Here is a 19,785-nt window from a genome sequence, read left to right on the forward strand (position 1 = left end):
GTCAGCCGGTCCAGCAGGTTCCGGCCGTGGGGTAGTGGCAGCATTGCCCGGGGCCGTCGGGGTTATCCTCACACGCGGAATATCGGCAGGTGTAACACTTGAGCGTGCGCTGCTGGCCACAGCTGTCGGTGACGGTGTGCTGATCACAGCGGTAGGGGGAGGCCGCGCAGAGAGTTTCATCGCTCTCGGGCTGACAGCAGGTCAGGTCCGGGGCGCAGACATTCTGACCGTTGCAGGCGTTGCTGCCGCCGCAGTCGATCTGGCGCGTGGTGCCACAGTTGTCGACGTGGTCGACGATCGTGCCGCACTCGGCGCCCTGATCCTGACAGATTTCCTCGTCGCTTTGAGGCTGGCAGGCTTCGCACTGGTTGTTTTCGTTGCAGATGTCGCCGTTGTTCGGGCACTCCCCGCATTCAATGGGGCGCGTTTCGCCACAGTTATCGGTGATTGTAATCGTGCCGCACTGAGCGCCTTCATCGGTGCAGAAGGTCTCGTCGGGGAGCGGGTTGCAGACGCATTGATTGTCCAGCGAACAGCTCTCGCCAGTGCCGGTGCATGTGCCGCAGTTGATGGGACGAATGTCGCCGCAGTTATTTGGTGCGGTGACCTCGCCACATTCGGCAGCGTTGTCGGCGCAGAAGGATTCCTGGGATTGAGGGGGGCAGTGGCACTGGTTGTCTTGGGTGCAGGACTCGCCAGTGCCGGTGCAGCCGCCGCAATTGAGTGTGCGCTCTTCACCGCAGTTATCGGTCACGGTGAGGGGGCCGCATTGGGCGGACTCCAGCTCGCAGAGGTCTTCTTCGGAGAGGGGCGTGCAGACGCAGAGGTTGTCGAGAGTGCAGGACTCACCGGTGCCGGTGCAGCTGTCACAGTTGATCTCGCGGGTCTGGCCGCAGCCGTCGACCACGGTGCGCGTGCCGCACTCCAGGCTGTTTTGCTCGCAGAGCTCGCTGACCGTCTCACCCGGGCAGGTGCAGCGGTTGTCTTCACCGCAGAGGTAGCCCTCCTGGCAGTCGCCGCAGGAGACGGTGCGCTCGTCGCCGCAGTTGTCCGGAGCGATGACTGTGCCGCAGTCGGCGGCCAGGCGCGTACAAAAGGCGTCGTTCTCTTCGGGCTGGCAGACGCAGACGCCGCCCTCGCAGAGCTCGTCGTCTTCGCAGCTGCCGCAGCTGATGGCGCGTTGCGCGCCGCAGCGATCGACGACTTCCAGCGGACCACAGCTGAGGACGGCATCTTCGCAGAGCTCTTGCTCGGTGGGAGGCTCACAGCCGGTGTCCGTGTCGGGAAGATCGGTGTCGGTGTCGGGAAGATCGACGTCTGTGTCGGGAAGATCGGCGTCGGCGTCGGGCGTGCCGATGTCGAGGTCATCGGGGGCGACCCAGAAGCCGTCCTGGCAGGTCGCGCCATCGCGCTGCTCCCCCTCGTTTTCGCAGCGAATCTCCGAAAAACTCGCGGGTTCAAAGGAGCATGCAGCGAGGCTGAGCAGGGTGAGCAGGCTCAGCGCACGTAGCGTGCGGGCGAAGAAGGGGCGATTTAAGTCGGGCGGCATACACACAGCGAGCTCCGGGGCAAGTTGGCACGCGCGGCGCAGAGACACTTCAAGCGTAGAACGTGCGCTAAGGCTAGCGCGCGCGGCGGTCCATGCCAACAATCCTCTTAAACTGAGTGCTCACCCGGTGTTGGGCGATGGGCCCGGCGGTAGGGCTCAGCTGTCGACGGCGCATCCCTCATCGGTGCAGGTAGCGTCGTCGTCGGTGGAGCTGGCGAGGGGGGCCGACTGGCCCAGGGCGTCTTCCAACACCTGGAGGAAGGTCGCCGGGGGCTGGGCGCCGCTGATACCGACGCGCCGGTCGATAACGAAGAAGGGAACGCCGCGGATGCCAAGCTCGCTTGCGAGCGCCTCATCGTCGCGGACCGCCCGGGAGGTGGCCTCATCGTGGAGCGCGCGCTCGGCTTCGCCGCGCGAAAGGCCAACTTCTTCGGCCAGGGCGATGAGCATGTCCGGATCGCCGATGGGCTTGCCCTCGGTGAAGTAAGCCTCGAGGAAGCGCTCTTTCATCGCGTCGCCCAGGCCTTTGTTTTGAGCGAGGTGAATGAGGCGGTGGGCGTTGAAGGTGTTTCCGCTCTTTGCGGCGTCGAGGTCAAAGGAGAGCCCCTCCTCGCCGGCGGCGTCGCTGACCTGCGCTTGAATCTCGCGGGCGCGCGCCACGCTCATGCCGTACTTTTTGGCCAGATGCTCGACCATCGGCTCGGTGCGCTGCTGCGGGGCGTTGGGGTCGAGTTCGAAGCTGCGCCAGGCGATCTCCACATCCAGCTCGGGGTGGGCGTTTTGGAAGTCGGAGAGGGCGCGCTCAAAGCGGCGTTTTCCGATGTAGCACCAGGGGCAGACGACGTCGGACCAGATCTCGATGAGCATAGTGTTCTCGGGAGGTGGGGAGGAGTTTAGCGGTCCCAGTGTTTACGGCGCGAGCCCTTGCGGGTCCGAAGTTTATTCTGTTTGCCGCGCTCTCGCCGGGCGTTAAGGCGCTCGGTGCTCTCGGCGGCCAGCGCCTCGGTTTCGGCGAGTTCTTCGAGGGCGCGCAGGTAGCGCTGGTAGCGAGCTTCGTCGATGGTCTCATCGTCCAGGGCCGCGAGCAGGCCGCAGCCGGGCTCGTCGACGTGGGCGCAGTCGCGGAAGTGGCAAGCTTCGGTGGCGGCGTGAATCTCTGGGAAGAGTTTTGCGACGCCCTCGCGAGCGTCCCACAGGCCAAACTCGCGCATGCCCGGGGTGTCGATGATGAGCGCGCCGCTCGGGGCGCGCCAGAGCTCGCGGCGGGTGGTGGTGTGGCGGCCGCGGTCGTCGGTGTGGCGCACCTCACCGGTGGCCAGGCGGTCGGTCTGCAGGATGCGGTTGGCCAGCGTGGACTTGCCCACGCCCGATGAGCCCACGAGCGCCAGGGAGGTGCCCGGGGTGAGGTAGGGCTTAAGCTGGTCGATGCCCCCGGGCTCCAGCGCGCAGGTGAAGTGCACGGGCACCTCGATGCCGAGATCGTTGATCAGCGCGTCGATCTCGGTGCGGTCGTGCACGCGGTCGATCTTGTTGATGACGATCACCGGCGCGATGTCGGCAGCGAGGCTGCCGATGAGGTAGCGCTCCAGGCGGCTTAAGTTGAGGTTGAAGCCGATGGCGGTGACGATGAAGAGGTAGTCCAGGTTACAGACCACGACCTGGGCGCGGCCCTGGCGGCCGGAAGCACGGCGCAGGAGTGCGCTTTTGCGGGGCAGCACCTCGGTGATGCCCGGGGTGCCCTCGCGCACGATCAGCGCGACCCAGTCGCCGACGGCGGGCTGAGCGGTGGAGTCGAGCTCGGTGCCTTCGAGCCTGGCGAGCGTGGGGGCGTCGATGGCGGCGGCATCTTCGACGACGAAAAAACCGCCGCGCTCCACCGAGGCGACGCGGGCGGGACGCGTGTCGGGGCTGGCCAGGCGAAGGAAGTCGGCTTCGAGGGCGTCGTTCCAGCCAAGCTCCAGGAGACCTGTACGTTGCTCCGGGGTAATTCGCGGCGCGGAGGTGGCTGCGGGATCGTGTTCGCTCATAGGTGCCAGAGGTGGTGCCTTAGTGGGGCTTGGACGGAGGAGTGGGCGCGCGACTCGCGCGGGTAACGGCCGGGCCAGACGAACTATGCCCGACCTTTAAGAAGTTGTGTGACGGTGCGTCTCAGCGCGGTGTCGCCTCGTCGTCGTGTTCGGCAAAAAGCAGCTCGACGTGCTCCTCGGCGCTCAGAAAATCGATCAGCGCGCGGATGCGCTGGGCCAGGTGACGGCTTGCCGGCCAGAAGAGCGAAAAACGCCCGGTGGCGCTGCCCACCTCCGGCAGCACGCGTTGTAGCAGGCCGGCGCGCACGTGGTCGCGCGCAAAAAACGTGGGGACCTCGCCAATGCCCGCCCCGGCGATGAGCAGTTGCACGACCAGGCCAAAATCGTTGACGCGCATGATGGGGCGAGGCGTGTGGGGATCGAAGATGCTGTTGCGCTCTCGCAACATCGTCTGGTGGGCGACGAAGCGGTGCTCCGCGAGCTCGTCGACGCTGGAGGGGCGCCCGTGCTGCTTTAAGTAGGCGGGGCTTGCGTAAAGTCCGCGCTCCACGCGGGTGAGCGGGCGGATCATCAGGCCGGCGTCATCGGGGAGGTTGGGGCCGTGGGCGCGAATCGCCGCGTCAAAGCCCTCTTCGACGAGATCGACGACGCGGTTGGTCAGCTCGATGCGCAGCTCAATGTCGGGGAAGTTCGCCTCAAAGCGGGTCATCAGCTCGGCGAAGCTCGCCATCGCGCCGAAATCGTGGGGGGCGGTCAGCCGCAGGATGCCCGTGGGTTTGAGGGCGGTGTCGGCCAGGGCGCGCTCCACCTGGGAGAGCTCCCGGATCGCCGGCGCGCTGCGGGCGTAGAGGTGGCGGCCGTCGGCGCTGAGCGTGTTTCCCTGGTTGGAGCGATGCACCAGCGTCACGCCCAGAGCTTCTTCCAGGCGGGCGACGCGGCGGCTGACGGTGGAGCGGGGCACGCCGAGCTCGTCGGCGGCCGCGCTCATCGTCTCGGTCTCGGCGACGACGACAAAGGTCTGCAAATCGGTGAGGTTCATCGCGCGCTCCAGAGGAGACTTAAAAAAACAGTGGCGAGCTGTCGATAACGTGCAGAAGAAGAGGGGGGCGCGTCAACTCCGGCGCGACTCCCGTCAGGGGGGCGGGCGTAAGACCAGGGTGGAAGTCATGAAAAAACCGCCGGGCGGGGCGCGGCGGTTTTTCACGGCTTGCGACTTCTCAGTCAACTCACATCGAGATGGAGCCCTTGCGGAAGTCGGTCTGCTCGATGTGCAGGTTGATGACCACCGGGCGGCCCTCTTTGGAGAGCTTCTTGGCCTTGTCGATGGCGCGGTTGATGTCGCTCTTGCGCTTCACGAGGATTCCCTCGGCGCCGTAGCCTTTTGCGACGGTGTGGTAGTCGTTGCGGGTGAGCACGGTGGCCACATCGTCGCCGAGGATCTCGACCTGCTCACGGGCAATCTGGGCCCAGGCGCCGTCGTTGCCGATGACCGCAATCGGCGCCAGGCCGTGGCGCACGCAGGTATCAAACTCCGCCAGGCTGTAGGCCGAGGAGCCGTCGCCCCAGATGAGCCAGACCTCGGCGTCTTTTCGCGCCAGCCCCGCGCCCAGCGCGAAGCCGCCGCCGACGCCCAGGGTGCCGAAGACGCCCGGGTCAAGCCAGGCCATCGGGCTGCGTGGGCGCAGCACGTAGGCGCCGGTGGCCACAAAATCGCCGCCGTCGACGACCAGCACGCTGTTATCGTCGAGCTTTTCGTCAAGGCGTTTGAAGAAGTCGATGGGGTTGACCAGCCCACCGGCATCCTGCTCGCCCATGGCATCGATCTCGGCGTCGCGGGCGTCTTCGCGCTGCTTAAGATCGCCGAACCAGGCCGGTCGCGAGGCGGCCGGGCCCATGCGGTAGGAGAGCTCGCGCAAAAAGTCGCCGGGGTGGATGTTGAGGCCGATTTCCGGACGGCGGTTCTTACGCAGGTCTTCCTGGGAGAGGTTCGCCGAGACCACGCGGGTCTTCGAGCCGAAGGCGCGCCCGTAGCCCATGCGGAAGTCGAAGGGGAAGCCGGCGACGATCGCGAGGTCTGCGGCGCGCAGCGCCTTGGAGCGTTTGTGGCGGAACTGAAGATCGCTCGAAGCGCCCAGAAGTCCACGCGCGCCGCCGCCCAAAAAGGTCGGGATGCCCAGCTTCTCCACGGCCGTGGCGAGGCTTGCGGCTTCTCCCGGCGAATAGTTCACCAGCGCCTGGGAGCCGATCACGAGCACGGGGCGCTCGGCGCGGGCGAGCTCGTCGGCGACCTGGTCGATCTGTTTTTCGGGGTCGGTGAAGTCGGGCAGCGGCAGCGAGGTGTCGGCAAATTTGAGCGGGTTATAAGGCGCGTTGAACTGTCGCAGAAGATGCGCGCGCAGGTAGAGCTCAAGCGCCTTGGCGCTGACGCCGCTCATCTTATCGAGGCCGCTCTCCTTGATGAACCACTCCTCGACGATGGTCTGCGGGTAGAGCAGATCGACGGGGATCTCCAGAAAGACCGGACCGGGGGTGCCGCCGGTGGCGACCTCCAGGGCGTAGTCGATGGCCGGAGCCAGCTCGCTGACCATCGAGAGCGATGCGGCCCATTTGGTGATCGGGCGCATCAGGCTGATCTGGTCGATGTCCTGCAAAGCGCCGCGCCCTTTGAGGACGGTGGCCGGAGCGCCGCCGATGATGAGCACCGGCGACTGCGCCATCTGCGCGTTTTTAACCGCGGTGACCGTGTTGGTGACGCCGGGGCCGGCGGTCACCGCAGCCACGCCTGGCACGCCGGTCATGCGCGCCATGGCGTCGGCGGCGAACACCGCAGACGCCTCATCGCGGACATCGACCACCTCGATGCCCTCGGATTTGGCGCCGGTGAAGATTGGCGAGATATGGCCTCCGCAGAGGGTAAAGAGGTGGGAGACCCCTCGACGTGAGAGGCGCTGAGCGATCACTTCACCACCGTGCGCGTGCGACATAACACTCCTGAAGGCAACAGATTCAAAGCAGGTTCGAGCCAGTAACCGTGGTATTGAGCAGGTTTTGAGCTGCTTGTCCAGCCTGTCGCCGCAGCAGAGGGCTGTGAGGGCGGTGAAAACACGAAGAAGTTGCCGGGCAGGCTTGTTCCAGGCGCGGATCGGGTTATGGTGACTGGCGAGTCTGTAAACGTGCAACGCACCGGCGCCCCGCAGATGGGAGCGTCGATTGAGGAGAGAGTGAGTCTATGAACGATCTTTTTAACCCGACCGAAGAACATAAAGTGCTGCGTGAGATGGTGCGCTCCTTTGCCGAGCGCGAGGTCGCGCCCCAGGCCGAGCATCACGACCGGGAAGAGCGCTTTAATATCGAGCTCTTCAAAAAGCTCGGAGAGCTGGGCCTGCTGGGGGTGACCGCCCCGGAGCAGTTCGGAGGATCGGGGATGGACGCCACCGCGGCGGTCATCGTGCATGAGGAACTCTCTGCGGCTGACCCCGGGTTTTGCCTGGCGTACCTGGCTCACTCGATGCTTTTTGTGAACAACCTGGCCGTCAACGGCAACGACGACCAGCGCTCGCGTTATCTGCCCGGCGCCTGCAGCGGAGAGCTCATCGGCGGGATGTGCATGAGTGAGCCCAACGCCGGCACCGACGTGCTGGGGATGGGCTCGGTCGCGCGCCGCGACGGTGAGGACTACATCCTCAACGGTCAGAAGATGTGGATCACCAACGGGGCGGTCTCCGAGGGGGAGCTCGGCGATGTGTTTCTGGTGTACGCCCGCGAAGAGGGCGGCGACCGCGCCGTCTCGCTCTTCCTGGTGGAGAAGGGCATGGAGGGCTTCTCGCTCGGCCAGAAGATCACCGGAAAGCTGGGCATGCGCGCCTCGACCACCGCGGAGCTCGTCTTTGAAGACGTGCGCGTGCCGGCGGCCAACCTCGTCGGCAAGCCGGGAAGCGCGGTGCGCTCAATGATGCGCAACCTGGCCATTGAGCGCGTCACCCTGGCCGCGATGAGCGTGGGTATCGCCCGCCGCTCGGTGGAGATCATGAACCGCTACGGCGCGGAGCGCGTGGCGTTCGGCGAGCCGATTAACCGTTTCGGGCAGATCCAGCGCCACATCGCCGAGAGCTATGCCGAGTACATGGCCGGACGCAGCTACCTCTACAAGACGGCCGCAGACTTGAGCCTGGACGCCTTCGGCAGCCGCGCGGACTCCGACGGCGTGAAACTCTACTGCTCGACGATGGGCAAGAATGTGGCCGACCGCGCCATTCAGGTGCTCGGCGGCTACGGCTACGTGGCCGAGTACAACGTGGAGCGACTGTGGCGCGACGCGAAGTTGCTGGAGATCGGCGGCGGCACCAATGAGGCGCACCAGAAGAACATCACGCGCGATCTCTCCAAAGTCGAGCGCCTGCTCTGATGGAGCGCGTTCGCCGGTAGCAACGATGCCGATGATGTCGTTGCTACCGCAGCAGGAGCTCGAAGCCGTCGCCCTTAAAGGGCGGCGGCTTTTTCGTGGGCGGGTGCGTCTTCGGGCACGAGGGTCAACGCGTGCTCCAGGGTGTGGATGCCCGCCCCCTCGCGCCAGGCGTTCTCGGAGAGGTGGCGGCGGTAGCGGCGCGCGCCGGGCTGGCCGGAAAAGAGCTGCAGCATATGCCCGCTGATGTGGGAAAGTTTGCCGCCCTCGCTCAGATGCTGCTCGATGTAGGGGAACATCGCCCGGGCCACCTCGTGGCGCGTACGGGGCGCGGCCTGCTCGCCATAAAACCTCCCATCAACCTCCGCGAACTGATAGGGATCATCGTAGGCCGCTCGCCCGATCATCACCGCGTCGACGTGCTCCAGGTGCTCTGCTGCCTGGTCCATGGTGAGGATGCCGCCGTTGATCTCGATGATCAGCTCGGGGCGCTCCTCTTTGAGCCGCCAGACCTCGGGGTAGCGCAGGGGCGGGATGTTGCGGTTTTCTTTGGGGCTTAATCCCTGCAACCAGGCCTTGCGGGCGTGTACCGAGAAGCGGGTGCAACCGGCGGCGGCCACCGTGTCGACGAAGTGCAGCATATGCGCGTAGTCGTCGAGCTCATCGACGCCGATGCGATGCTTGACCGTGACCTCAATATCGACGGCCTCGCGCATCGCCTCGACCGCGCGGGCGACCGTCTCGGGGGTCTTCATCAGACAGGCGCCGAAGTTGCCGTTTTGCACCCGGTCGCTGGGGCACCCCACGTTGAGGTTGACCTCGTCGTAGCCCCACTCCTGCGCGATCTTTGCGCATTGAGCGAGTTCGACAGGATCGTCGCCGCCGAGCTGCAGGCTGATGGGATGTTCGAGCGCGTCAAAGCGCAGGTGCTGCTCGCGATCGCCGTGCAGAATGGCCCCGGTCGTCACCATCTCGGTGTAGAGGAGGGTGCGCTCGGAGATCAGGCGCATGAAGAAGCGAAAGTGCCGGTCGGTGCGCTTCATCATCGGGGCGATGCTGATGGGGTGTTTAAAACTCATAGGGTGCTCTCTCGAAGATCGTCGGGCGCATTGTAGGCAAGGGCGCGCAGATGAAAAGCGCGCTTCGCGCGGCGACGGTCAGCCCGAGCATGATTGTGCTTGACCGAGAACTTTCCGTGCTCACTCTCGGATTTCCTATCAGGCTGGTAGGATATTTTTTGAAGTCCCGAAGTTATCCCCAATCCCTTCCGTAAGACGAGGACATCATGACGCTTCAACTCGGCGACACCGCACCCAATTTCCAGGCGACCACCACCGCAGGCGACATCGACTTCTATGAGTGGGCGGGCGACTCCTGGGTGATCTTCTTCAGTCACCCGGCCGACTACACCCCGGTATGCACCACGGAGCTGGGCACGGTGGCGCGCTATAAGGAGGACTTTGACAAGCGGGGCGTCAAGACCATCGCCATCTCGGTCGACGGGATCGAGGACCACCACGGCTGGGTCAAAGATATCGAAGAGACCCAGGACACCACCGTGGAGTTTCCGATCGTGGCCGATGAGGATAAGTCGGTGGCCAACGCCTACGGCATGATTCACCCCAAAGCTGACACCACCGCGACGGTGCGCTCGGTCTTTATTATCGATCCCGACAAGAAGATTCGCCTGACGCTGACCTACCCGGCGGCCACGGGCCGCAACTTCAAAGAGCTCTTGCGCGTGATCGACGCGCTGCAGCTGACCGATGGCCATAAGGTGGCCACCCCGGCGAACTGGGAGCAGGGCGATGATGTGATCATCGTGCCTTCGCTCAAAGATGAGGACGAGATCGCCCGGCGTTTTCCAAAAGGTTATCAGGAGATCAAGCCCTACCTGCGTCTGACCCCGCAACCGGATAAAGCCTGAGCGGTTGCGTCGGTCTTAACTCGGGTCGCGACCTTCGGCTGGCGAGACCGGCGAGGGGGAGGGGGGCTCCGCGCTGCGGGAGGCCTCCATCGCGATGGGGAGAAAGACCGAGAAGAGGGTGCCTTCTCCCGGAGCGCTCTCAACGTCGATAAAGCCTCCGTGCGAGCGCACGATTGAGATCGAGGTGGAGAGCCCGATGCCGGTGCCCTGGTTTACCCCTTTGGTGGTGTAGAAAGGCTCGAAGACGCGCACGATGACGTCAGCGCTCATGCCGCGGCCGTTGTCGCGCACGTCGATGCGCAGGTAGTCGCCGGGGCGGGCGTCGGGATTTTGCTCGGCCTGCTCCGGTGTCACTGAGGCTTCGCGCAGATGCACCTCGATGCTGCCCTCGCCATCGATGGCGTCGCGGGCGTTGACGCCGAGGTTGAGCAGCAGCTGGTGGATCTGCGTGGGTACGCCCATCACCCGGTCGGATGGGGCGTCATTGTGAATACGCGTGGAGATTCGGTGCGCGTGGCCGCGGGTGACGATGCGCAGAGCGTCGCTGACGAGGCGGTGCAGGTCGAGGGCTTCGCGGGTGGCGTCGTTGCCGCGGGCAAAGTTGAGGATGTGGTGGAGCATCGAGCTTGCGCTGCGCACGCTGCCGGCGACCTCGTCGAGCACCTCTTTTAGTGTCGTGTCGCCGTGGGCCAACTCCCCGCGCAAATATTCGACGCCGAAGTGGATGGGGGCGAGCACATTGTTGAGGTCGTGAGCGATACCGGCGGCGACGCTTCCCATGCTCTCGACGCGCTGGATGCGCAGAAACTGAGATTGCAGATGATGGCGCTCGGTGATGTCGCTGCCCACGATGAGGATGGCGTGGGGCTCGTCGTGCTCATCGCGCAGCAGTGTCCAGCGCTCCTCGAGAATGACCTCATTTCCCTGGCGATCGTAGCGATGCACGACCCCACTCCAGCTTCCGCGGCGTTTGAGGCCTTCGAGAGTGGGGGTGTCGGTGTTGCTCTCGTGTTCGCGAAGCGCGCGGCCGACGACGTTTTCGCGGGATTTACCAAAGATGCGCTCGGCGCCCGGGTTCCAGAAACGCACGATCCCGTCGAAGTCGCGAACCCAGATGGCGTCGTGGGTCTGTTCAATGAGCCGGGCCTGGCGGCGGATGGTGGCGCTGGCCTGCCTGCTGGCGGTCACGTCGTTGATGCCGCCGATCAGGCGCGTGGGGCGATCACCCTCAAAGGCGATCGCGAAGCCGCGGTCGACGACCTGAGCCCAGCTGCCGTCGGCTCGCCGAAAGCGGTACTCTTCCACCCAGGCCGACTGTCCCATCTCTACGGCGTTATGCAGGGAGACGACAACGCGCTCGCGATCGTCGGGGTGGACGTGCTCCGCCCAGGCGTCGAGCGTCGGGTCGAGTGTGCCTTTGTCATACCCGAGCACATCGTGGAGACCGGCGTGCCAGAAGAGCGCGCCGCTCTCGCAGTCCCACTCCCAGATGGCGTCGTGGACGCCGTGAGCCATAGTGCGAAAGCGGTGTTCGTAGCTCCCCTGCGCGCTCAACTCGGTAGATGCGGCCGGGCTGGGAGGCTCGACCGTGACGACGACGTCATCGCTCTCCCCGAAGAGGTAGGCGCGCAGCTTCCAGGTGCCGGCGGGCTCTAAGTGAAGCGGCGTCTCAAGTGCGACGGCCGGCGCGTTTGCTGTGAGTCCGGAGAGCGCCTGGGCGACGTGTGCACGTTGGTCAGGGGCGACCAGAGCAAGGAATGAGTCTGCTCCCACCTGATGAGGGGCAATCGGCGCTGAGCGGAACGCCGCCGCGTCATTGCGGTAGATGATCTCCCCTGAGCGTGCACAGACAAAGGTAGGGGTGGGCGAGTGCCCGAAGCTCCGATGCAGCGCGTGCATCGGAGGAAGGCTCGACTCTGGCGAGGACATAAGCGTCGGGGTGAGGGTGAGCGCCAGTTTCCTTACAAACGGTAACATTTGGAATGTGTGCCGCGCAAATTTCGCGCGTTCAAGCCCAAGTATTACCCCGAAGGTGGGTTGTTGAGGGGGCCGGAAGAATGGCGTCTCTGCGACTTATGCGACTTATGCGACTTAGCCCGGGTCACCCTGTGCGGGTTGCATCAGGGTGCTGGCCAGAAAGAGGGTGGCGATCCAGAGAACCTGGGCCACCAGAAGGTGCAAGAGCTGCACCCAGCCCGGCGCCGAGAGGAGGATGTTGAAGACGCCGACCATGGTCTGCCCGATCACAAGCGCGATGACCACGTTGGCCCAGGTGAGGGCTTGTGGCGAGGGCTCGCGCAGCTTCACGATCCATCCCACAACGAGGAGGTAGGCGGCGGTGCCAACGGCGATGACCGGGTGGAAGATGCGCAGGCGCACCAGGAAATGGTTGGCCGCGGAGAGGTCGTCGCGGACGCGATCGAGCAGGCCGTTGCCCAGGGTGGGGTCGACCGGGAAGAGGGTGTCGCCCAGCGCCGTGACCGCCCCGGACATGCTGGTGGCGATGAGCCCGAGCATGCCCACCAGCAGCAACCCCCGAAATGCGCCGCCCCATCGCAACCTCGGCAGCGCTCGCCCCGTGGAGAGCCAGGCGGTAAACGCGGTGGCCCCGCTCAAGATCAGCGTGTTGACCAGGTGAATGGCGATGACGACCGCGCGGGCCACCGAGTCGTCGTCTGCCACAAGTTCCGCGAGCACCAGGCCCGCGCCAATGGCCCCCTCAAAGAGAATAAAGATGAAGGTGATGACGCTGGCCCAGAAGGCCGGGTGACTTTTAAAAAGTCGCCAGGACCACCCCATGAGGATGATGCCCAGAATCCCCAAAAAGCCGCTGGTGAGACGGTGGGTGTATTCGATCATTGTCTGCACGCTGGGCGCCGGAGGAATGATCTCCCCGTGGCAGGTCGGCCAGTGCGATCCGCAGCCCGCGCCGGAGCCGGTGATGCGCACCCAGGCGCCGAAGAGGATCACAGCGAGCATGTAGACGAGGAAAAACCAGGCGTAGGAGGTAAATGCGCGGCTGGTACGGGGCGTTGTGGTGGACATCGTGACTTCCGGGAAGAGCCTTCGGGGGGCATGGGCGTTCTCAAGATGCCCATAACATTGTGGGGCGCGGTGGTCATCCATCTCAGGGTGGGGCGATTCGCCGCACGCCGGTGGCGCTGTCCTTGCCCGGGGAGCGAACAGGGTGGTAACTAGCCGTGGATAACGCGCGCAGCGACGTCGGATGACGTCCTGGCGACGATGTCTCGGGGCGACGACTAACTTCGAATGAAAAGGTACGTGAGATGATCAAAGGATTGCTGGAAGGCCAGACGCCCACGGGCACCGAGGTGCTCATCAAGGGTTGGGTGCGCACGCGACGTGACTCCAAGGCCGGGTTTTCGTTCATCAATGTGCATGACGGCTCGTGTTTTGACGCCATTCAGGTCGTCGCTCCCAAAGAGCTTGAGAATTATGATGAGGAGATTCTCAAGCTGACCGCCGGCTGCTCCATTGAAGTGCGTGGCGAGTTGGTGGAGTCGAAGGGCAAGGGGCAGTCGGTGGAGGTTCAGGCTGCCAGCATCAAGGTGGTGGGCTGGGTCGATGATCCGGACACCTACCCGATGGCGCCCAAACGCCACAGCATGGAGCATTTGCGGGCGAACGCGCACCTGCGTCCGCGCACCAACCTCATCGGGGCGATCACGCGTGTGCGTCACCGCCTGGCGATGGCGACCCACCGCTACTTTGATGAGCAGGGTTTCTACTGGGTGCACACGCCCATCATCACCGCCTCGGATGCGGAGGGTGCCGGGGAGATGTTCCGCGTCTCCACGCTCGATATGGCCAACCCGCCGCGCCTGGAGAATGGCGAGGTCGACTTCTCCCAGGACTTTTTCGGGCGAGAGGCGCACCTGACGGTCTCGGGCCAGCTCAACGTGGAGGCGTACTGCCTGGCGATGAGCAAGGTCTATACGTTCGGTCCGACTTTCCGGGCCGAGAACTCCAACACGTCGCGCCATCTGGCGGAGTTCTGGATGATCGAGCCCGAGATTGCCTTTGCCGACCTCAACGATGACGCCGACCTGGCGGAAGATTTCTTGAAGTATCTCTTAAAAGATCTTCTGGACGCGCTGCCGGCGGATATGGATTTCTTCAACAAATTTGTGAAGAAGGGCGTCAAAGACCGCATGGAAGCGCTGGTGGACTCGAGCTTTGAGCGCATGGATTACACCGAGGCCATCGCGATTTTGGAAAAAGCCGCAGAGAAGGAGAAGTTCGAGTTTCCGGTGAAGTGGGGCGTGGACCTGCAGTCGGAGCATGAGCGCTTCTTGAGCGAGAAGCACGTCGGCAAGCCGGTGGTCGTGATGAACTACCCGCGTGATATCAAGGCGTTTTATATGCGCCAGAATGACGACGGGCGCACCGTCGCGGCGATGGACGTGCTGGCGCCGGGCATTGGCGAGATCATCGGCGGAAGTCAGCGTGAGGAGCGCCTGGATGTGCTCGATGCGCGCATTGAGCAGATGGGGCTGCCGAAAGAGAACTACGGGTGGTACCGCGACCTGCGTCGTTACGGGACGGTGCCGCATGCGGGCTTCGGGCTGGGCTTTGAGCGCCTGATTGCGTACGCGACCGGCGTCGATAACATCCGCGAGGTGATTCCCTTCCCGCGGGCACCGCGCAGCGCTGATTTCTAAAGCATTGCTTTGGGTTTTGGCTGAAAGTTTGAAGGAAAGATGGCGAGCGCTCGCATGGCGAGGCTCGCCATCTTTGATCCGGGAAGACGGCGGTGGTAGCCACTACGGGTTAGCGAGAACCTGAGAGGAAGCCGAGGAGTCGAGACGTGGGACGATGGCAGGCGTGGTGGTGTGTGGGAGTTGTGTGGGCTGTGGGATGTTCCTCGCCATCGACGGAGCCTCAGGAGTCGGACGCGGGTGTCGACGGGCTTCAGGCCACCTGTGAGGCGGCCGGCGGCGACTTCTATGTGCGGCCATCGGCGACGCTTTGCGTCTTTGGAGAGCGGCAGGGCACTTCGGTGGGGGCCGAGTTTGCGTGTCCGGAGGGATTTCCCAACCGTCTCGGTGACGCCGGGCTGCTTTTCTGCAACGCCAGCGATGTCTTTCTGATGGAGACCTTGATTGAGATCGACGCGCGTTATCCAGAATGCGTTGATTGTGAGGGGGATGCGGGGGATGTGGGAGGGGATGCCGACGCCGACGTTGGCGATACGGAAGAGCCGGAGCGCTTCGCCAGCTGCGCGATGCCCGGTGAGCTCGTGTGGGTGGATGGTGTGGCCGAGGCGGAGGGAAGTTTTGTCGGGACGCCCCCTGACGAGTCGTTGAGCTGCGATGCCAACGCGACGGTCGGGCATGTGTACGCGCTCACGCTCGAGGAGCCCGGCGACCTGGTGGTGGAGGTTGAGGCCGACGAGGGCACCTTTGTGCCGGCGCTCTCGGTGCGCACGGTCTGCGGGCAGCGCGCGTCATTGCTGCCAGGTTCGTGTGTGGGGCATCGCGCGCGTCCGGGTCAAAACGCCGCGGTGCTGCTGAGTGCAGAGGCGACAACCTATTATGTGTGGGTGGCGACCCCGGCCGCCGAGACTGGCACCTATCGACTTCGGGCGAGCTTCAGCGAGCGGGAGGGGGCGCAGCCGCTGGAGAGCTGCGAGGGGTTGCCGGCGGTGACGCTGCGCGAAGGGGAGCGCCTGGGCTTAGGCGTGAGCGCGCGCGGGCAATTCGAGGTTGGGGGGACGCTCTGCGAACACGAGGCCACCTCACGCGCCGAGCTTCATGTCGATGTGCAGGCCGACGGGTATTGGACCGTCGATCTTTTGCGTGGCGAGGGGCAGGGTTTTGCCGCGAGGACACGTCAGGTGTGCGGCAGCGCGGAGGGGGAGGTCTGCGGCGACATCATTGTGGGAGAGCGTCGCCGGAACTTACTTCAGGCGGAGGTGGATGCGGGCATCAAGACGCTCTCGCTTGGCAACCTCCCGAACTCTTCGCTTCCGGGTTACGGGCTGGAGCTTCGCCATAGCGCGGAGACGGCGGGAGAGAGTTGCGATCGCCCCGAAGTCCTCGACGTGAGCACGCGCGATGAGGCGGGCGTCTTCGAGGCGGTGATCGCCTCCTCGCTGCTGAGCTACGACGATAACGCGGCTGCGCCGTGCGGCATCAACGGTCGGGACCGGGTCTGGGAGTTGGAGCTGGAGGAGGCCTCCGATGTGCGCGTGGAGGCGCTGAGCGCGTCAGGTGACCCGCTCAGCGTGACGCTTACGGCGGGGTGTGACGCGCCGGGCTACTGCGCGGTGGAGGGCGTGGAGCGCGCCGGGCTGGAGGCTGGAACGTACTATGTACGGGTCGACGGTGATCTCGACGATCCGGCGGCGTTTGATCTGGCGGTGAGTATCCGTCCGGCGCTTATCGGAGGTAGCTGTGCGGCCCCAGGAGAGCCTGTGGTGCTTTCGCGTGGTGAGCCGGTGGTCGTGAGCCTTCGCGAAGATGACGGCCCCTCCGGACTGCTCAGCTGCGCCTCGGAGGCCGCGCGCGACCGCGTGGTGCCGCTCAACCTTGTGGAAGGCGGCGATCTGGCGCTCTCGGTCACAGGTGAAGTGTCACTTGAGGGTCTGGTGGTTGAGCATGCCTCAAGCTGTGAGGAGAGCGGGTCTTGTGGGGCGATGGACGGGGGCATCGCCGCGCTGGAGGCGGGGGATCAGGTCATCAAACTTGGCAGCACCGACGCGGCTCAGGAGGGCGATGTTGAGGTGGAACTTAAACTTCTTAACCCCGGTGAGCGCTGTTTTGGGGCGCAGCCGCTGGCGTTGAATCAGGACCATGCTCTGACCCTGCAAGGCTATCAGGCTGACGCGGCACCGAGTTGTGCCGGCGCACTTCAGGCAGACCGCGCGTTCTCGTTTGAGCTCGACGCGACCAGTACGGTGATTCTGGCGCTTACGCCCGCTGATGTGGAAGATGGTGCGGCGCTGTGGGTGGAGCGCGACGTTTGTGGACAGTCCCAGGAGTTGAGCTGTGACGCTGCCGACGCTGGTCAGCCGGCCACCCTCGTGTTAGGGGCGCTGCAGCCGGGCATCTACCGGGTCTGGGTCGGTGGCGATCCGGGCGATTACACGCTTAATATCTCGACGAACTAAAGGAACACGGCCGATGGCGCATTACCTGTTTACGATCTCTGAGTCCGATGCTGGCGAGCGTCTCGATAAGGCGCTGACGCGTCTTCTTGACGAGCAGCATCCCGGCGGGTTCTCGCGCAAAAAGACCAAGGCGCTGCTCGACGCGGGCCAGGTCAAACTCAACGGGCAGGCGCAGCGCATCGCCTCGTTTACGCTCTCGGAGGGGGATCGCCTGGCGGTGGAGGTCGAAAGCTCGGCGAGCAGCGAGGCGTCGTCGGAGGGGCGATTTGAGCTCGATGCCTCGACGGTGCTTCTGGAAGACGGCGACCTTCTGGTGATCGCCAAACCGGCCGGGCTTCCCAGCCAGGGCACCCGCGATCGCAGCCGCGACCACGCGGTGGACGTGGCCAAACGCTACCTGGAGGCGAAGGGTAAGAAGAAGCCATATGTGGCGATTCACCACCGTCTGGATGTGGGAACCTCCGGGGTGCTGGCGCTGGTGACGGCGCGTCGCTCCAACAAGGGGATGGCCCGCGCGTTTCGCGAACATCTGGCGCGGAAGACTTACGTGGCTGTGGCGCGCGCGCTGCGTCCGGAGTTGGAGCGAGAGGTCGGTGAGCGCTGGGAGGTTAAGAACCACCTGGGGCGTGTGGGTGAGCGCCGTCAGGGTGAGGTTAAGGCCGGTGGGGATTGGGCCGAGACGTCTTTTGTGGTGCGCGAGCGCTGGGGTTCCCTGCACCTGATTGAGGCGCGCCCGCTGACCGGGCGGATGCACCAGATTCGCGCGCATCTGGCCGAGGGGGGCCTGCCGATTCTGGGCGATAAGGATTACGGCGGCGTGCGTCGGGTGGGCTCGCAGCGCTTTACGCGGGTGATGCTGCATGCCGAGCGTCTGGAGCTGCCGCACCCGCATAACGGCGATCCGGTGGCGGTGAGTTGCCCCTGGCCGGCGGATTTTCTGGAGGCGCGCGAGGCCTTCAACGAAGCGTAAAACGCGGATTGCGTCCCGGTCGGTGTGCAACCCGGGGTTGAGGCTCGCCGGCTGTATCAGGCTTCGCCGAGCTGCTCTCGGAGCTCGGCGATGGCGCCGGTGGGGAGGTTGTGGGCCTGGCCCTTTGCGACGTAGTCGTCGAGGAACATGCGGGTCTGAGCGCCGACCTTGGTGAAGTGCACCTGCAGGTAGACTTCAAAATTAAAGGGGGGAACGCGCGGGGCGATGCGGGTCAGCAGCTTGACCGTTGCCGGGGTAAGAAGACGCATCGGCAGCGGGGCGCTTGCGCCCAGTGTGGCCTCCAGAATGGCGCGGATCTGCGACATCGTGGCGACCAACTCCGACAACTTCTCGTCGCGCAGGCGATCGAGGCGCCACCCCACGGTCTCCATATGGGCGACGATGGGCATGAGCAGGCCGCTGCCAAAGGCCGCTTTTTCGGCAAGACCACGGACGCTCTTTGAGCTCATATGCCCGCGTTTGAGGGCGTTGACGATGGGGGTGACGCGGTTGCTCGGCCCCTCAAAGAGCGCCGGCGTCAGCGGCGGAAACCAGTAGGCCGTGCCCGGTTGCGGGCAGGACTCGCCAGGGAGCGGGGCCGGGTAGCTCACCGACGTGATCAGTCCGCGCACGATCTGGTCGCGGTCGATGTGTTCGGCGATGATCGCGACGTCGTCGAGCCCCGGGGTGAGCGTGATCAGGGTGGCGTCGCCGAGCGACCTGGCGAGCGAAGCGAGCCAGGGGCCCTTCAGACCGGTCGAGGGTATGGCGAGGATGACCGCGTCGAAATGGCCTCGGGGAAGTTCTTCGGCGTCGGTCCAGACCCCGTCCGGGGTGAAGATGGCGTGCTGCTTAAAGTCTCGTCGCCGCTCGTAAAGGCGATAGCCGCGGCGAGCGCCTTCGGCATAGCGGGGGCGCACCAGGACATGAACTTCCTCGCCGGCGCGGGCGAGATGAAGTCCGTAGAGTTGTCCGACGCTGCCGGCACCAACGATCAAGATTCGCAAGGGGGACTCCATCTCTGAGGACACATTTAAGCGACGAGCGCGCCAAAAGCCGCCGCCCACCCCGGGGCATTGTGGGCGGGCAGGGCGATGTTGAGGCGCCTGGCGAGCGCGACGAGGTCGTCTGCCAGCGGGGCGATGAGGGGATCTTCGGGGAGGGCGTCGTCGCTCCCGGGGTTGAAGAGCCCCAGGGCGTGCAGCGCCTGGCGAGGGTGCAGCGCGCAGGGGATGCGGTTGTAGAGCGTCTCCCCGAGCAGGGGGTGCCCCGCGTGTTGAAGGTGCGCGCGAAGCTGGTGGGTGCGCCCGGTGAGAAGCTCCAGCGCGACCAGGCTGTAGTTGCCATCGGGGCTTGAAGCCCAACGCCATACTCGGGTCTGCGCGGACTTTCCAGAGGGATGCACATCGACCACCGAGCGCCCCTGCAGCGAGCGTTTGCGCAGGGGCGCGTCGATGAGGCTGCGGGCCTCATCGGGTGTACCGTGCACCAGCGCCACATAGATCTTTTTGGCGCTGCGGGTGCCGAGGAGTGTTTGCCCACGCAGGAGCGCGCTCTTTTTTGTGGCGAAGAGGAGCAGCCCGGTGGTGTCGCGGTCGAGCTGATGCACCGCCCAGACCATGCGCCCGGCCCAGCGCATCGCAAGGGCCTGGGCGCAGTCGGGGTCGTTGAGGGTGCGACCGGTGCTGGGCAAGCCCGCGGGTTTATCCCAGGCCACCAGACCCCGGTGCTCGGCGACGATGCGCCGGGCGAAGTCGTCGTTGAGTGGGGAAGGCAAT

15 protein-coding genes are annotated in these 19,785 nt (G+C 65.0%); 5 read left to right on the forward strand and 10 right to left on the reverse strand.

All coding sequences use genetic code 11. The features are described from left to right. Position 1: 1 nt before the first annotated feature. The 5 genes from FRC98_RS07340 to FRC98_RS07360 all read right to left on the reverse strand — a co-directional run bounded on the left by FRC98_RS07340 (position 2) and on the right by FRC98_RS07360 (position 6,560). Positions 2 to 1,555 (reverse strand): hypothetical protein, encoded by a 1,554-nt coding sequence (locus FRC98_RS07340; RefSeq protein WP_146980656.1) that lies wholly within the window; start codon positions 1,553 to 1,555, stop codon positions 2 to 4. 150 nt (positions 1,556 to 1,705) lie between these two features. Next, positions 1,706 to 2,416 (reverse strand): DsbA family oxidoreductase, encoded by a 711-nt coding sequence (locus FRC98_RS07345; protein ID WP_146980657.1) that lies wholly within the window; start codon positions 2,414 to 2,416, stop codon positions 1,706 to 1,708. A 26-nt stretch (positions 2,417 to 2,442) separates the two neighbouring features. Further along, positions 2,443 to 3,576, reverse strand: a complete 1,134-nt coding sequence (rsgA, locus tag FRC98_RS07350; protein WP_146980658.1) for a ribosome small subunit-dependent GTPase A — start codon at positions 3,574 to 3,576, stop codon at positions 2,443 to 2,445. Between the two features lie 121 nt (positions 3,577 to 3,697). Beyond that, the gene (locus FRC98_RS07355; RefSeq protein WP_146980659.1) at positions 3,698 to 4,615 is read right to left on the reverse strand and encodes a LysR family transcriptional regulator; all 918 of its coding nucleotides are present in this window, start codon (positions 4,613 to 4,615) and stop codon (positions 3,698 to 3,700) included. 187 nt (positions 4,616 to 4,802) lie between these two features. Beyond that, on the reverse strand, positions 4,803 to 6,560 hold the full coding sequence (locus FRC98_RS07360) for a thiamine pyrophosphate-binding protein (RefSeq protein WP_146980660.1): 1,758 nt from the start codon (positions 6,558 to 6,560) through the stop codon (positions 4,803 to 4,805). 245 nt (positions 6,561 to 6,805) lie between these two features. Between FRC98_RS07360 and FRC98_RS07365 the strand changes: the two genes are divergently transcribed. Further along, positions 6,806 to 7,981 (forward strand): acyl-CoA dehydrogenase family protein, encoded by a 1,176-nt coding sequence (locus tag FRC98_RS07365; protein WP_146980661.1) that lies wholly within the window; start codon positions 6,806 to 6,808, stop codon positions 7,979 to 7,981. 74 nt (positions 7,982 to 8,055) lie between these two features. Here FRC98_RS07365 and dusA read toward each other — a convergent pair whose 3' ends face one another. Next, positions 8,056 to 9,057 (reverse strand): tRNA dihydrouridine(20/20a) synthase DusA, encoded by a 1,002-nt coding sequence (gene dusA, locus FRC98_RS07370; protein WP_146980662.1) that lies wholly within the window; start codon positions 9,055 to 9,057, stop codon positions 8,056 to 8,058. Positions 9,058 to 9,263: 206 nt separating this feature from the next. Here dusA and FRC98_RS07375 point away from each other — a divergent pair, with 206 nt between their 5' ends. Next, complete coding sequence (locus tag FRC98_RS07375) at positions 9,264 to 9,905, forward strand: peroxiredoxin (RefSeq protein ID WP_146980663.1); 642 nt, start codon at positions 9,264 to 9,266, stop codon at positions 9,903 to 9,905. A gap of 15 nt (positions 9,906 to 9,920) precedes the next feature. Here FRC98_RS07375 and FRC98_RS07380 read toward each other — a convergent pair whose 3' ends face one another. Together FRC98_RS07380 and FRC98_RS07385 are read right to left on the reverse strand one after the other, a co-directional pair. Further along, on the reverse strand, positions 9,921 to 11,678 hold the full coding sequence (locus tag FRC98_RS07380) for a PAS domain-containing sensor histidine kinase (RefSeq protein ID WP_230467390.1): 1,758 nt from the start codon (positions 11,676 to 11,678) through the stop codon (positions 9,921 to 9,923). Between the two features lie 318 nt (positions 11,679 to 11,996). After that, positions 11,997 to 12,950, reverse strand: coding sequence for a COX15/CtaA family protein (locus FRC98_RS07385; protein ID WP_230467391.1), 954 nt, complete (start codon positions 12,948 to 12,950; stop codon positions 11,997 to 11,999). Positions 12,951 to 13,192: 242 nt separating this feature from the next. Here FRC98_RS07385 and asnS point away from each other — a divergent pair, with 242 nt between their 5' ends. From asnS to FRC98_RS07400, 3 genes are all read left to right on the forward strand, one after another. Continuing rightward, positions 13,193 to 14,587: an asparagine--tRNA ligase gene (asnS, locus tag FRC98_RS07390; protein ID WP_146980666.1), complete on the forward strand. Its 1,395-nt coding sequence runs from the start codon at positions 13,193 to 13,195 to the stop codon at positions 14,585 to 14,587. A 146-nt stretch (positions 14,588 to 14,733) separates the two neighbouring features. Then, complete coding sequence (locus FRC98_RS07395) at positions 14,734 to 17,037, forward strand: hypothetical protein (protein WP_146980667.1); 2,304 nt, start codon at positions 14,734 to 14,736, stop codon at positions 17,035 to 17,037. Positions 17,038 to 17,050: 13 nt separating this feature from the next. Further along, on the forward strand, positions 17,051 to 18,007 hold the full coding sequence (locus FRC98_RS07400) for an RluA family pseudouridine synthase (RefSeq protein WP_146980668.1): 957 nt from the start codon (positions 17,051 to 17,053) through the stop codon (positions 18,005 to 18,007). Positions 18,008 to 18,063: 56 nt separating this feature from the next. Here FRC98_RS07400 and FRC98_RS07405 read toward each other — a convergent pair whose 3' ends face one another. Together FRC98_RS07405 and FRC98_RS07410 are read right to left on the reverse strand one after the other, a co-directional pair. Continuing rightward, a complete protein-coding gene (locus tag FRC98_RS07405) occupies positions 18,064 to 19,014 on the reverse strand; it encodes a ketopantoate reductase family protein (protein ID WP_230467392.1) in 951 nt (316 codons plus the stop codon). Between the two features lie 26 nt (positions 19,015 to 19,040). Continuing rightward, positions 19,041 to 19,784 (reverse strand): RluA family pseudouridine synthase, encoded by a 744-nt coding sequence (locus FRC98_RS07410; RefSeq protein ID WP_230467393.1) that lies wholly within the window; start codon positions 19,782 to 19,784, stop codon positions 19,041 to 19,043. Position 19,785 lies beyond the last annotated feature (1 nt).

Origin of the sequence: Lujinxingia vulgaris (assembly GCF_007997015.1) — a bacterium.
Lineage (GTDB): Bacteria > Myxococcota_A > Bradymonadia > Bradymonadales > Bradymonadaceae > Lujinxingia > Lujinxingia vulgaris.